12 protein-coding genes are annotated in these 13,622 nt (G+C 68.1%); 6 read left to right on the forward strand and 6 right to left on the reverse strand.

Features of this window, described 5'->3' with window-relative positions; translation table 11 throughout:
* The first annotated feature begins 206 nt into the window (after positions 1–206).
* Positions 207–1,706 carry a PH domain-containing protein gene (locus MJO54_RS02540; RefSeq protein ID WP_240175618.1) on the forward strand — a complete coding sequence of 500 codons (1,500 nt, stop codon included), beginning with the start codon at positions 207–209 and terminating at the stop codon, positions 1,704–1,706.
* A 105-nt stretch (positions 1,707–1,811) separates the two neighbouring features.
* On the opposite strand, the gene MJO54_RS02545 is transcribed toward MJO54_RS02540, so the two are convergent.
* Entirely contained in the window at positions 1,812–3,515 is a 1,704-nt protein-coding gene (locus tag MJO54_RS02545; protein ID WP_046283108.1) for a DEAD/DEAH box helicase, read from the reverse strand.
* Between the two features lie 55 nt (positions 3,516–3,570).
* On the opposite strand from MJO54_RS02545, the gene MJO54_RS02550 reads away from it, so the two are divergent.
* Positions 3,571–4,272: a M24 family metallopeptidase gene (locus MJO54_RS02550; protein ID WP_046283109.1), complete on the forward strand. Its 702-nt coding sequence runs from the start codon at positions 3,571–3,573 to the stop codon at positions 4,270–4,272.
* 6 nt (positions 4,273–4,278) lie between these two features.
* Here the strand turns inward: MJO54_RS02550 and MJO54_RS02555 are convergent, their stop codons facing one another.
* Complete coding sequence (locus tag MJO54_RS02555; protein ID WP_240175619.1) at positions 4,279–5,190, reverse strand: SDR family NAD(P)-dependent oxidoreductase; 912 nt, start codon at positions 5,188–5,190, stop codon at positions 4,279–4,281.
* 100 nt (positions 5,191–5,290) lie between these two features.
* Between MJO54_RS02555 and MJO54_RS02560 the strand changes: the two genes are divergently transcribed.
* The 3 genes from MJO54_RS02560 (at position 5,291) to MJO54_RS02570 (ending at position 9,166) form a co-directional block, all read left to right on the forward strand.
* Positions 5,291–5,845 carry a TetR/AcrR family transcriptional regulator gene (locus tag MJO54_RS02560; protein WP_046283111.1) on the forward strand — a complete coding sequence of 185 codons (555 nt, stop codon included), beginning with the start codon at positions 5,291–5,293 and terminating at the stop codon, positions 5,843–5,845.
* Positions 5,846–6,056: 211 nt separating this feature from the next.
* Complete coding sequence (gene groL, locus MJO54_RS02565) at positions 6,057–7,682, forward strand: chaperonin GroEL (protein ID WP_046283112.1); 1,626 nt, start codon at positions 6,057–6,059, stop codon at positions 7,680–7,682.
* Between the two features lie 131 nt (positions 7,683–7,813).
* Positions 7,814–9,166: a bifunctional adenosylcobinamide kinase/adenosylcobinamide-phosphate guanylyltransferase gene (locus tag MJO54_RS02570; RefSeq protein WP_240175620.1), complete on the forward strand. Its 1,353-nt coding sequence runs from the start codon at positions 7,814–7,816 to the stop codon at positions 9,164–9,166.
* Here MJO54_RS02570 and MJO54_RS02575 read toward each other — a convergent pair.
* Positions 9,147–9,548, reverse strand: a complete 402-nt coding sequence (locus tag MJO54_RS02575; RefSeq protein WP_240175621.1) for a pyridoxamine 5'-phosphate oxidase family protein — start codon at positions 9,546–9,548, stop codon at positions 9,147–9,149. The genes MJO54_RS02570 and MJO54_RS02575 overlap by 20 nt on opposite strands.
* Positions 9,549–9,574: 26 nt before the next feature.
* Positions 9,575–9,961, reverse strand: a complete 387-nt coding sequence (locus MJO54_RS02580) for a pyridoxamine 5'-phosphate oxidase family protein (RefSeq protein ID WP_046283115.1) — start codon at positions 9,959–9,961, stop codon at positions 9,575–9,577.
* A gap of 62 nt (positions 9,962–10,023) precedes the next feature.
* Between MJO54_RS02580 and MJO54_RS02585 the strand changes: the two genes are divergently transcribed.
* Positions 10,024–11,040 (forward strand): aldo/keto reductase family protein, encoded by a 1,017-nt coding sequence (locus MJO54_RS02585; protein WP_046283116.1) that lies wholly within the window; start codon positions 10,024–10,026, stop codon positions 11,038–11,040.
* Positions 11,041–11,044: 4 nt separating this feature from the next.
* Here the strand turns inward: MJO54_RS02585 and MJO54_RS02590 are convergent, their stop codons facing one another.
* Positions 11,045–11,857, reverse strand: coding sequence for a class I SAM-dependent methyltransferase (locus tag MJO54_RS02590; RefSeq protein ID WP_105295645.1), 813 nt, complete (start codon positions 11,855–11,857; stop codon positions 11,045–11,047).
* Positions 11,858–11,893: 36 nt separating this feature from the next.
* Complete coding sequence (locus tag MJO54_RS02595; RefSeq protein ID WP_046283118.1) at positions 11,894–13,618, reverse strand: N-acyl-D-amino-acid deacylase family protein; 1,725 nt, start codon at positions 13,616–13,618, stop codon at positions 11,894–11,896.
* Between the last annotated feature and the right edge of the window lie 4 nt (positions 13,619–13,622).

A 13,622-nucleotide genomic window follows, 5' to 3' on the forward strand; every position in this document is an offset into this window, starting at 1 on the left:
AACATGCCCGGGGCCTCGCGTCACGGTTACCAGCGGGGAGTGGGTGACGACTTCCGGTCGGTGGCTTGCCACATGCGCAAAAGATGCCGCATCCCGCCTAGCGGTCACTATGCAACTTTTGCGGCTACCGTTCCAAGCGGGGCGCTGCGACACGCGGAGCCCCGACCACGAGATCGCAGGGCACGGGTGGGGCACGGAGAAGGTGAATGAGCGACACGCAACGCTCTGAACAGTGGCAACGGCTCAGTCCCCGGATGCTGCTGGTGCATCCGCTGCACGAAGTGCTGCGCGAACTGCCGCTGCTGATCGCGGTGGTGGTGTTCGGTTCCGCGACCGACAACCGGCCCTGGGTGCTGGCGGTGGTGTCGGTGATCGCCGTGGTGGGTGTGACGCGCTGGTTCACCACCACCTACCGCATCGAGCCCGACCCCGAGGCCGGCCGGGTCCAACTGCGCTCCGGGCTATTGCGCCGCAAGGTGCTCTCGGTGCCTCGCAACCGGATTCGCTCGGTGGAGACCGACGCCCGGCTGTTGCATCGGATGCTGGGACTGACGGTGTTGCGAGTCAGCACGGGTCAGCATGCCGCCGCGGATAGCGCCTTCGAGCTCAACGCGGTCGAGAGCAGTGAGGTCCCTCGACTACGCGCGACGTTGCTGTCCCACACCGGACAAACCGTGCAGGCTGCGATCGGATCGACTCCCGCCCCAGCGACGGTCCTGGCGCGGTGGCGGCCGTCGTGGTTGCGCTACAGCCCGCTGAGCCTGTCCGGGCTGGTGATGGTCGGGGCCGCGGTGGGTGCGCTCTACCAGAGCGGAGTCTGGGCGGCGCTGGAGGATTCCCCGGTGAGCCGATCCTGGCTGGAGGCTGCTGAACAGGTCGGTGTCCAGCAGAGCCTGACGCTGATCGCTGCCCTGCTGGTGGTGGTCTCCATGCTGTTGGCGGTGCTGCGCTCGCTGGTGACTTACGGAAATCTGGTGTTGTCCCGCAGCTCTGGGGCGGGCGGTGACGTCTTGGCGTTGAATTACGGCCTGCTGCGGGTGCGCGAACACAACTACGACATGCGCCGGTTGCGCGGCGGAACGCTGCGCCGACCGCTGCTGGTGCGGTTGTTCGGCGGCGCGCGGCTGGACGCGGCGATGACCGGCGTCAACGGGGAAGGCGAGTCGTCGATCCTGCTGCCACCCTGCCCGCGTGCCACCGCCGAGGGCGTCTTGACCGGGCTGGTCGCCGACCCCGTGGTGGTCACCGGCCCGCTGCGCAAGCACGGCCCGGCGGCGACCCGCCGACGCTGGACTCGGGCGCTGCTGCTGCCGGTGGCCGCCGGGGCCGGGCTGGCGATCGCGACGGCGTTCGTTGAACTACCGCAGTGGTGCTGGCCGGCCTGCGCGGCGGTGACCCTGGGCGCGGCGCTGCTGGCCGTCGACCGGGCGCGCGCCCTGGGGCATCGCGTCGACGCGCGCTGGCTGACGGCCCGCACCGGCAGTTGGGAGCAGCGCCGCTACTGCATTGAAACGGCGGGCATCGTCGGCTGGACGGTGCGCCAGAGCTGGTTTCAGCGCCGCGCCGGGGTGGCCACCCTGATCGCGGCCACCGCCGCGGGAGTCAAGGCGTACCGGGTGATCGACGTGCCGGCCGAGTGGGCCTGGTCGGTGGCCGCACAGGCATCGCCGTGGGTGGCGCACAGCGCCTGGACTCGACAGGGCTGAACCTCGGCCGCATGTTTTCGTCGACTGTGCGGTTTGCTCGGCCAAGCAGCGAAATCGGCAACCAAACCGCACACTCGGCGGGACGGGGGCGGAGCCAGTCGAGAGCTACGACTCGCGGTTGAGCTGCCGAATGGCGACGATCCGCGCCCGCAGCTGATCCGAGGTCGCGGCCGCCACCGGGGGGCCGCCGCATCGCCGGCGCAGTTCGTTGTGAATCCAGCCGTGTGGCTTGCCGAGGCGATGATGGGCCGCCGACACCAGTGCGTTGAGTTCATGACGCAGTTCACGCAGCTGCCCGTGGGTGGTCACCGGCACTGGAATCCCGCCGTCGTTGACCGCTTTGGACCGCCGGTCCAGCTGCTCTTCCTGCCTGCGCCGCAACAAATCCCGCATCTGGTCGGCGTCGAGCAGCCCGGGGATGCCGAGGTAGTCGGCCTCTTCCTCGCTGCCGGCCGGGGTCGCGGTACCGAAGGAGGCCCCGTCGAAGATCACCTGGTCCAGTTCGGCGTCGGCCCCCAACGACTCGAACTTGTTCTCCATCTCCGACGGCTCGTCGCGCCGGCGCTCGGCCTCGGCGAACTCGTCGCGTTCGGATTCCCGGTGCGGCTTGCCCAACACGTGGTTGCGCTGCTGCTCCAGCTCGCTGGCCAGACCCAGCAGCGACGGCACCGACGGCAAGAAGATGCTGGCGGTCTCGCCGGGCCGCCGGGACCGCACGAACCGTCCGATCGCCTGCGCGAAGAACAACGGGGTAGAGGCACTGGTGGCGTAGACCCCAACGGCCAGCCGCGGCACGTCGACACCTTCGGACACCATCCGCACCGCCACCAGCCAGGGGGTGGTGGCCGCGGAGAACTGGGCGATCTTGTCCGACGCCGTCGGGTCGTCGGAGAGCACCACGGTGGGTTCCTCGCCGGTGTGCCGTTTGAGCAGCACCGCGTAGGCGCGCGCCGCCTTCTGGTCGGTGGCGATGATCATGCCGCCGGCATCGGCCATGCCGCCCTCGCGCAGCTGGCGCAGCCGGGTGTGCGCGGCGGTGATCACCGCCGGCATCCACTCCCCGGCCGGGTCCAGCGCGGTCCGCCACGCCCGGGCGGTGTGCTCGGCGGTCAACGGCTCGCCGAGTCGGGCCGCATGCTCCTCGCCGGCGCTGTCGCGCCAGCGGGCCTCGCCCGAGTAGGCCATGAACATCACCGGGCGCACCACGCCGTCGGCCAGCGCGTCGGTGTAGCCGTAGCTGTCGTCGGCCACCGAGCGCAGGTGGCCGGCGCCGTCGGGCTCGTAGTTGACGAAGGGGATGGGGCTGTCGTCGCTGCGGAACGGGGTTCCGGTCAGCGCCAGCCGGCGGGTGGCGTCGTCGAATGCCTCGCGAATGCCGTCGCCCCAGCTTTTGGCGTCGCCGCCGTGGTGGATCTCGTCGAAGATCACCAGGGTTTTCGCGGCCTCGGTACGCACTCGGTGCCGGCTGGGGTGGCTGGCGACCTGCGCATAGGTGACGACGACGCCGTGGTATTCCGAGCTGGTCTGCGAGTCGGAGTTGGAAAACCGCGGATCCAGCGCGATGCCGTGGGAGGCCGCGGCCGAGGCCCACTGCACCTTGAGGTGTTCGGTGGGCACCACGATGGTGATTCGCTCGACGGTGCGGTCGGCCAACAGCTCAGCGACGATCCGCAGCGCGAACGTCGTCTTACCGGCGCCAGGGGTCGCCACCATCAGGAAATCTCGCGGCTTGGCGGTCAGATAGCGCACCAGAGCCCGGCGTTGCCAGCCCCGCAAAGCCCGGGTGCTGGGCGCTGCTTCAGCCCGCACCCGGTCTCCTATCTGATCGAGATGCAGTCTAGGGCAAGCCGATAGGATCGCTGGCGTGTCCACCCCGCGCGAGCCGGAATCCGTCCGTGTCGAGCGGCTCCGCGATGCGCAGGCCAAGGCCGTCGCGCTGTTCGACGAGATCGAGCGCCGCGGCATGGTCCGCCCCGGGGTCGGCGAGCGGCAGCTCTCCGATGAGATCCGGGACCTGGCTGCCGACATGTTCGGGGTGACGCGGCACTGGCATCGGCGGGTGGTGCGGGCGGGGGAGAACAGCCTGCTGCCGTTTCACGCCGACCCGCCCGACCGCGTCATGGCCGACGACGACATCGCCTACCTCGACCTGGGGCCGATCTTCGAGGAGTGGGAGGCTGACTTCGGTCGCACCTTCGTGCTCGGCGAGGACCCGGACAAGCTGGCGCTGCGCGACGCGCTACCTGGGGTATGGAGCGCGGGCCGCGCCTTCTTCGAGGCACACGCCGACATCACCGGCGCCCAGCTGTTCGACCATGTCGTCGGCCTGGCCCAGGAAGCGGGTTTCGAGTTCGGCGCTCCCATCGCCGGGCACCTGCTCGGGGAGTTTCCGCACAAGAAGATCTCCGGTGACGACGCCCGGTTCTACGTGGCACCCGGATCCGACGAGCCGATGCGCCGGACCGACCCCACCGGCCGGGTGTGTCATTGGATCCTGGAGGTGCACCTGGTGAACCGGGCCCGCGGGTTCGGCGGCTTCTACGAGCAGTTGCTCGACGTGGCGTAAGCCCCGTCAGCTGATCGGGTAGCTCACCCCGGTCAGCTCTTCGGAGACGGTCCAGAGGCGTTGTTGAACGTCGACGTCGTGTGACTTGCTGCTCGACTCGACCACCTTGGGGTACCCGCGCTGCTGACCCCAGCCATCAGGGCCGTAGTACTGCCCGCCACGCACACCGGGATCGGTGGCGGCACGCAGCGTCGGCAGGGCGCCCATGTCGGCTCCCTGGAACAGGGGCTCGATCAGCGGTGTGATCCGCGCGAGCAGTGGGGGCAGGTTGCGGGTCAGCTCGGTGCGGGAGCCTCCGGGGTGCGCGGCTGTCGCGATTGTCGTGGCGTGCGCGGCTAGGCGCCGCTGCAGTTCGTAGGTGAACAGCAGATTGGCGAGCTTGGCCTGCCCGTACGCTGCCACCCGGCTGTAGCTCCGCTCCCACTGGAGGTCGTCGAAGTGGATGTCGGCGCGGATGCGATGACCGATGCTGCTGACCGTCACGACCCGGGAGCCGGGGACCGGCAGCAGCCGATCCAGCAGCAGCCCGGTGAAGGCGAAGTGGCCCAGGTGGTTGGTTCCGAACTGGAGCTCGAAGCCGTCCTCGGTGGTCGCCTTCGGCGTCCACATCACCCCGGCGTTGTTGATCAGCAGGTCGATGCGGTCGTGGTCGGCGCGCAACTGTGCGGCGGCGGTGCGGACGGAGTCCAGTGACGTCAGGTCGAGTTCCTGCAGCGCCACGCTGGCTCCGGGGCTGCGCTTGCTGATCAGGGCCGCGGCGTCCTCGCCCTTGTCGAGATCGCGCACGGCCAGCACCACGTGGGCGCCCTTGGCGGCGAGCGCGAAGGCGGTTTCGTAGCCGAGGCCGGTGTTGGCTCCGGTGATCACGGCGACCCGACCGGACTGATCGGGGATGTCGGCGGTTGTCCATTTGGCCACGGGAGGCTCCTGAGCGGTAGGGTAAACGGGGCGGGCGCTCCGGTTGATTGCGACTATACGGAACGCACGCCCCGTTTTGTCAACCGATAGGGGCTGTCCAGTGGCTGAGCAGGCACGTCCGTTGCGCGCCGACGCGGCGCGCAACCGTGCGCGGGTACTGGAAGTCGCCTACGAGACCTTCGCGGCCGAGGGTCTGTCGGTGCCGATCGATGAGATCGCCCGGCGCGCCGGAGTCGGGGCCGGGACCATCTATCGACACTTTCCGACCAAGGAAGAGCTGTTCCAAGCGGTGGTCAAGGACCACATCCGACGCCTCGTCGATGGGGGCTACGCCCTGCTTGAATCAGACGGCCCCGGTGAAGCGCTCTTCAGCTTTCTGCGCTCGATGGTGCGGTGGGGCGCGAAGGATCGCGGTGTGGTCGAGGCGCTCGCCGGGCTTGGCATCGACGTCGGGCAGGAGGCTGAGGGGGCGTTTCTTGCGCTACTTGGGGAGCTGCTGCGGTCCGCGCAAGATGCGGGTACGGCACGTCGCGACATCGGCGCGCGCGAAGTGAAGTCGCTCCTGGTCGGATGCCAGGCGATGGAGTCCTACAACCCTGAGTCGGCCGAACGGGTGACCGGCGTCGTTATCGACGGTTTACGCGCTGTGCGATAGGGGTTCGCTGGGCCCGCGCGCCTGATGGTCCGACCTTGCACTCTCCATAGGCGAGTGCTAAAAATGACGTTGGCACTCGCGACCAGTGAGTGCTAGGTCGGGACGGTGAGGCACAGGGCCGCACCTGCGGAGCACACCCACAGCCGTCCGTCGCGGGCACTGCACCCGGCCGACAAGACGTGCACCCCCTAACCGGAGGAATCACTTCGCAATGGCTAAGCAAATTGCGTATGACGAAGAGGCCCGTCGTGGCCTCGAGCGGGGCCTGAACGCCCTCGCCGACGCGGTCAAGGTGACGCTGGGCCCCAAGGGCCGCAACGTCGTCCTGGAGAAGAAGTGGGGCGCCCCCACGATCACCAACGATGGTGTGTCCATCGCCAAGGAGATCGAGCTGGAGGACCCGTACGAGAAGATCGGCGCCGAGCTGGTCAAAGAGGTCGCCAAGAAGACCGACGACGTCGCGGGTGACGGCACCACCACCGCCACCGTGCTGGCCCAGGCCCTGGTCAAGGAAGGCCTGCGCAACGTGGCCGCCGGCGCCAACCCGCTGGGTCTGAAGCGCGGCATCGAGAAGGCCGTCGAGAAGATCACGGAAGGTCTCCTCGCAACGGCCAAGGAGGTCGAGACCAAGGAGCAGATCGCGGCTACCGCCGGTATCTCCGCGGGCGACCAGACCATCGGTGACCTGATCGCCGAGGCCATGGACAAGGTCGGCAACGAGGGTGTCATCACCGTCGAGGAGTCGAACACCTTCGGGCTGCAGCTGGAGCTCACCGAGGGCATGCGCTTCGACAAGGGCTACATCTCGGGCTACTTCGTCACCGACGCCGAGCGTCAGGAAGCCGTCCTGGAGGACCCCTACATCCTGCTGGTCAGCTCCAAGATCTCGACCGTCAAGGACCTGCTGCCCTTGCTGGAGAAGGTCATCCAGTCCGGCAAGCCGCTGCTGATCATCGCCGAGGACGTCGAGGGCGAGGCCCTGTCGACCCTGGTCGTGAACAAGATCCGCGGCACCTTCAAGTCCGTTGCCGTCAAGGCCCCGGGCTTCGGTGACCGTCGCAAGGCGATGCTGCAGGACATGGCGATCCTCACCGGTGGCCAGGTCATCAGCGAAGAGGTCGGCCTGTCGCTGGAGAGCGCCGACGTCGCCCTGCTGGGCACCGCCCGCAAGGTCGTCATCACCAAGGATGAGACCACCATCGTCGAGGGCTCGGGTGACTCCGACGCCATCGCCGGTCGGGTGGCCCAGATCCGCGCCGAGATCGAGAACAGCGACTCCGACTACGACCGCGAGAAGCTGCAGGAGCGCCTGGCCAAGCTGGCCGGCGGTGTTGCGGTGATCAAGGCCGGGGCTGCCACCGAGGTGGAGCTCAAGGAGCGCAAGCACCGCATCGAGGACGCTGTGCGCAACGCCAAGGCCGCCGTGGAGGAGGGCATCGTCGCCGGTGGTGGCGTGGCCCTGCTGCAGGCCGCTCCGTCGCTCGACGAGCTCAAGCTCGAGGGTGACGAGGCGACCGGTGCCAACATCGTGCGTGTCGCGCTGTCGGCTCCGCTGAAGCAGATCGCCTTCAACGCGGGCCTGGAGCCCGGCGTTGTCGCCGAGAAGGTCACCAACTCCGCCTCGGGCACCGGCCTCAACGCCGCCTCTGGCGAGTACGAGGACCTGCTCAAGGCCGGCGTTGCCGACCCGGTGAAGGTGACCCGCTCGGCGCTGCAGAACGCGGCGTCCATCGCGGCACTGTTCCTGACCACCGAGGCCGTTGTCGCCGACAAGCCGGAGAAGGCGGCCGCACCCGCGGGCGACCCGACCGGTGGCATGGGCGGCATGGACTTCTAAGTCTGGTTGCACGACAAGGCCCGGTCTGCCTTCGGCAGACCGGGCCTTCGTCGTCTACGTTGACTCTGCGCCTACTCGGCAAAAGTGCGAGTGAAGTGTCTGGTCAGCGCAGAGTCAACGAGGATGGGTGCATGGAGATCCTGCTGCTGGGTACCGGCAGCGCCGACGGCTGGCCGAATCCGTTCTGCCGCTGCGCGTCCTGCACCTCGTCGGCGACGCAGGTTCGCGGCCAGACCGCCGCGCTGGTCGACGATGTGCTGCTGCTGGACTGCGGCCCAGAGGCGCCGCGTGCCGCGATGCGCTTGCGGCGATCGCTGGCGCACGTTCGCCACATCCTTTTCACCCACGGCCACCCCGACCACGTCGGCCCGGCGGCACTGCTGATGCGGCACTGGACCGGGGCGGTCGAACCACTGGACGTGGTCGGCCCACCCAGTGCGCTGGAACAGTGCCGGCACTGGGTGGGGCCCGACGATCCGATCCGATTCGTGACCGTGCAGGCCGGTGACCGGATCCGGCTCGGTGATTACGACGTGCGGGTGTTGGCAGCCGCCCACGGCGCCGACATCGGCGGTGACGCAGTGCTTTACGACATGGAATCGGTTGGCGCCCGGATCTTCTGGGCTACCGATACCGGGCCACTGCCCGAAGAGACACACGCTGCGGTGGCCGGAGCCGGCTACGACGCGGTGTTTCTGGAGGAGACGTTCGGGACCTACACCGACCACGGCACCGAACACCACGACTTACCGGCGTTTGCGGCTACCGTGGCGCGGCTGCGCGACTGTGGCGCCGTCACTGACACCACCGACGTCGTCGCGGTACACCTGAGCCACCACAATCCTTCCGAGCCGGAATTGACTGCCGTACTGTCAGATTCAGGCGCCCGACCTGGGCGTGACGGTGAGGTGGTGCGAGTGGGTGCAACAGACGGTGGTGCCACCCGCACCCTGGTGCTCGGCGGCGCGCGCTCGGGCAAGTCCGCACACGCCGAGGCGCTACTGGCCCGAGAACCGGCGGTGACCTATTTGGCCACTGGCGGAGTACGCGAAGGCGATCCGGAATGGGCCGAGCGGGTGCGGCTGCACCGGGCGCGGCGGCCCGACTCCTGGCGCACCGTCGAGACCACCGATGTCGCCGAGGAACTGCGGTCAGCACCCCACGCGCTGCTGCTGGACTGCCTCGGCACCTGGCTCACCGCGCGGATGGATCTGCACCACGTATGGGACGGCGACGACGGATTGGACGACGGTGTGCTGGACCCAGTGCACGCCGATATCGACGAGCTGGTGGCGGCCTGGCGGGACTGCCCGGCACCGGTGGTGGCGGTGAGCAACGAGGTGGGCAGCGGGGTGGTCCCCCCCACCGCGTCGGGACGGCTGTTCCGTGACCTGCTGGGAGTGCTCAACGCGCGGATCGCCGCGGCCTCCGACGAGGTCGTGCTGATGGTGGCCGGGCGACCGCTCAGGCTCCCTGCGGACTGACTTTGAGGTCGACGCAATCGCTGTAACAGGGTGTCTCGCCCGGTGATTCGGGAGTGGCGACCCGGATCAGAACGGCACGGGCGGGGGAGATCGTCACACTGGCCAGCTCACCGGCATCGGACACTTGGACTGTGCCGTCGACGATGACGGTGTAGCCGCCCGGAACCGGGGGCGGCCACATCACGGTCACCTCCGCGGTGCGCGCCAGATTCGCCCGGCTGCGCCGACCGCCCAGCGCACCGATGTGCACGGTGTCGCCCCGCAGCACCGGCATCACCGGTACCGGATGCGGACGATTCTCACCGTCGACGGTGATCAGGTAGGCGTAGTCATGGCCCGCCAGCTTCTCGGCGAGCCGATCGAAATCCACGGTAGAACTCATGGATTCGAGCCTAAGCCCGCTGGCTGTCAATCCGCCTTGAGTTGTACGCAGTCATGGGCGGTGCCGACCGCCTGCTGGGTGCCGGGTTCGAACACCGGCCGGTGCAGCAGGGCCTTGGTCGGCGTCACCAGCACCGGGCCGGCCGGATCCTCGGGAAGCTCGGCCTGGCCGTCGACGAGCAACGAGTATTCGCCGACGTCGCGGGCGGGCCAGACCAGGCTGACGGCAGTGCGGCTCGACAGGTTCGCCCGGCCGTGCGACCCCACCGGCCCGATGTTCAGCCGGGTGCCGTCGAAACTCGGGGTGATCGCGGTGGTGCGGACCCGGTAGTCATCGCCGACGGTGACCAAGAACGCGAACCGATAACCGCGCAGCAGCTCGGCCAGGCGGGCGAGGTCGACGGAGCGGGCCATGGCGTCCAGGATAGTGATCGCCGCACGAGACACGTCCCAGTGTCGTGAGCCATGATGGCGTTATGGAATTTCGCTACCTGGGCAACTCCGGCCTGCAGATTTCGGAAATCACCTACGGCAACTGGCTCACCCATGGTTCACAGGTCGAAAACGACGTCGCCACCGCGTGCGTGCACGCCGCACTCGATGCCGGAATCACCACCTTCGACACCGCCGACGTCTACGCGAACGGGCGCGCCGAGGAGGTGCTGGGCGCCGCGTTGAAGGGACGTCGGCGTGAATCGCTGGAGATCTTCACCAAGGTGTATTGGCCGATCGGGCCGGCCCCGTTGGGCCGCAACGACACCGGCTTGTCCCGCAAGCACATGATGGAGGCCATCGACGGCTCGCTGCGTCGGCTGGGGACCGACTACGTGGACCTGTACCAGGCGCACCGCTACGACTCCTTCACTCCGCTGGAAGAGACCATGCAGGCCTTCGCCGACATCGTCCGGGCGGGCAAGGCGCTCTACATCGGCGTCAGCGAGTGGACCGCCGACCAGATCCGCCAAGCCCACGGACTGGCCCGCCAGCTCGGCATATCGCTGATCTCCAGCCAACCGCAGTACTCCATGCTGTGGCGGATCATCGAACCGGAGGTGGTCCCGACCTGCCAAGAACTCGGCCTGAGCCAGATCGTTTGGTCGCCGATGGCCCAGGGCGTCCTGTCCGGCAAATACCTGCCGGGCCAGCCGCCGCCGGCCGGCTCGCGGGCCACGGACGAGAAGGGCGGCGCGAACTTCATCAAACGGTTCATGACCGACGATGTGTTGACCCGGGTCCAGCAGTTGGCGCCTATCGCCGCGGAGCTGGAGCTGACCACCGCGCAGTTGGCGATCGCCTGGGTGCTGCAGAACGACAACGTCGCCGCTGCTCTGGTCGGGGCGTCGCGGCCGGAACAGGTCACCGAGAACGTCAAAGCCGCCGGTGTGCGGATCCCTGAGGAACTGTTGGCTCGCATCGATCAGGTGCTGGGCGACGCGGTGACCAGCGACGCCGAACTGGTGGCGCGCTCCACCCCACCGAACCGGCTGATCTAGGGAGTCACACCCGGCACAGGAGCTGGCTGTGCGGGATCATCAACCAGCCGTCGGGATGATCGGCCCAGTTTCGCCAGGCGTGTGAAATCGCCTGCAGCTTGGCCTGATCGGCGGCACCGCTGTCGAGCAGTTGTTCGGCGATAGCCGATTGCAGGATCCGGTCGGCCCACATGCCGCCCCAGTGCTCCCGGTCTTCGGGTGTGCCGTAACACGTCGCGCTGGTCGTCGGGGTGATGTCAGTGAACCCGGCCGCGTGTGCCCAGGCCAGTAGGCGCCTGCCCGCGTCAGGCTCACCGCCGTTGGCTCGCGCGGCGTCGCGGTAGAGCCGCAGCCAGTCGTCCAACTCCGCCGACGCCGGATACCAGGTGAACGCCGCATAGTCGCTGTCGCGCACGGCCACCAACCCACCTGGCTTACACACCCGACGCATCTCGGTCAGCGCGGTCACCGGGTCGGCAACGTGCTGCAGCACCTGATGGGCATGCACCACATCAAAACTGTTGTCGGGGAACTGCAAAGCGTGCACATCGGCAACCACGAAGTCGATGTTGTGCTGCCCTCGCTGGTCTGCGAAGGCGCGCGCCAGATCTAGTGCCTCCGGGACCGGCTCGATGGCGGTCACCCGCCCTGGCGCGACGAGGGCAGCCAGATCCGCTGTGATGGTTCCCGGCCCGCAGCCCACATCGAGTAGCTGCAGGCCCGCCGATAGCGAACCCAGCAGATAGGGCGCGGAGTTCTCCGCCGTGCGGGTGCGGTGGGCGCGCAACACCGATTCGTGGTGGCCGTGGGTGTATTTGGGCTCTGCGGGCTCAGTCACAACTTCAGACGGTACGCCGGTGAACCCGGCGGACAGTCAGGCCGGCGCGGGTTGACGGCCGCGCACCAGCTTGCCGGGCCGGGCCGCGGTCGGCTTGCCGTTCTCGGCGATGACCTCGCCAGAGACGATCGTCGCGACGTAGCCGTCGGCGGTCTGATCCAACCGGCGTCCACCTGCCGGCAGGTCATAGGTGACCACCGGCTTGTGCAGCCGCAGGTTCTGGTGGTCGATGACGTTGAGATCGGCCTTGTAGCCCACCGCGATGCGACCTCGATCGTCGAGTCCGGCGATCCGGGCCGGTGTGGACGTCAGTTCGCGGATCGCTGCCTCGATACTGAGTCGTCCCGATGCGCGGTCCCGGGCCCAATGGGTCAGCACATAGGTGGGAAAGCTGGAGTCGCAGATCATTCCGTAGTGGGCCCCGCCGTCTCCCAAGCCCAGCACGACGTCGTCGCGCCGCATCAGAGCGCCGACGGTGTCCAGTGAATTGTTTTCGAAATTGGCCAGTGCATCGAGCAGGATCGCGTGCCCGCCGTCGTCGAGCAGCCGGTCATAGACCTCCTCGACCGGCGAGACGCCGCGTGCTCTGGCCCGTGCCGCAATGCTTTTCGCTCGCTCCGGTTCGTAATCGGGGTCGTCGCCGAGCGGGAAAGTCCACTCCCAGGACTGGGCCAGGTAGGCGAGCGGGTTGGTCGGGACGATCGTCGGTCCGTCGGACAGAATCCGGTGCCGCACCTCCGGTTTACGCATCTCGGCGACCCGTTCCGCCAGCGGCAGGCGAGCGAGCTTCTGGTAGCTCGGGTACAGCACGAACGGGTGGATGCTCAGGTCCAGTCCGATCATCAGTCCGATCGGGCGGGGAAAGATCTGCGCGGTGATCGCGGCTCCGGAGCCGTTGGCCTTCTCCACCATGTCCATCGCGTCACGCCAGAGCCGTGCACCGGCATTGCCGATCAGCAAGCTGAACGTGACGGGCAGTCCTGCTTCGGTGGCCGCGTCGAAAACCTGTTGCAGGACAGGCTGGTAGGTGCCTTCGGGCAGATCCGGGACGAACTGGATCAGCCCGCCCCCGCCGTCGGCCAGGCCGCGGCTGATCGCGAGGATCTCGGCATAGGAGGCGTCATAGCTGGGGATCTGCGTGCCGGTCTTGGTGCGGTGGGTCATCAACCGTGACGACGAGAACCCCAGCGCGCCAGCCTCGGCGGCCTCTTGGGCCAGTCGGCGCATCTGTACTAGATCTGCAGGCGTGGCCGGTTCGCGGTCCACACCGCGCTGGCCCATCACGTAAACGCGCAGCGGTGAATGCGGCAGGAACGCTGCGACATCGATATCGCGCGGACGCTGGTCGACGGCGTCCATGAACTGCGGAAAGGTCTCCCAGGTCCACGGCAGTCCGTCGGTCATCACCACACCGGGTATGTCTTCGACGCCGGCCATCAGATCCACCAGCACGTCATGGTCGCCGATCCGGCACGGCGCGAAACCCACCCCGCAATTGCCCATCAGGGCCGTCGTCACGCCATGCGCCGAGGAGGGATTGAGCCGATCCGACCAGATGGACTGTCCGTCGTAGTGCGTGTGCAGGTCGACGAATCCCGGTGTGACCAGCAGTCCGGTGGCGTCGATGACGTGGCGGGAATCGCCGGATACCTCGCCGATCTCGGTGATGACTCCGTCGCGGATCGCAACGTCGCCGACGTAGGGCTGTCCGCCCAGTCCGTCGACAATCGTGCCGTTGCGGACCACGACGTCGGGGCTCATCTCG

This window comes from Mycolicibacter virginiensis (assembly GCF_022374935.2).
Classification (GTDB): Bacteria; Actinomycetota; Actinomycetes; order Mycobacteriales; family Mycobacteriaceae; genus Mycobacterium; species Mycobacterium virginiense.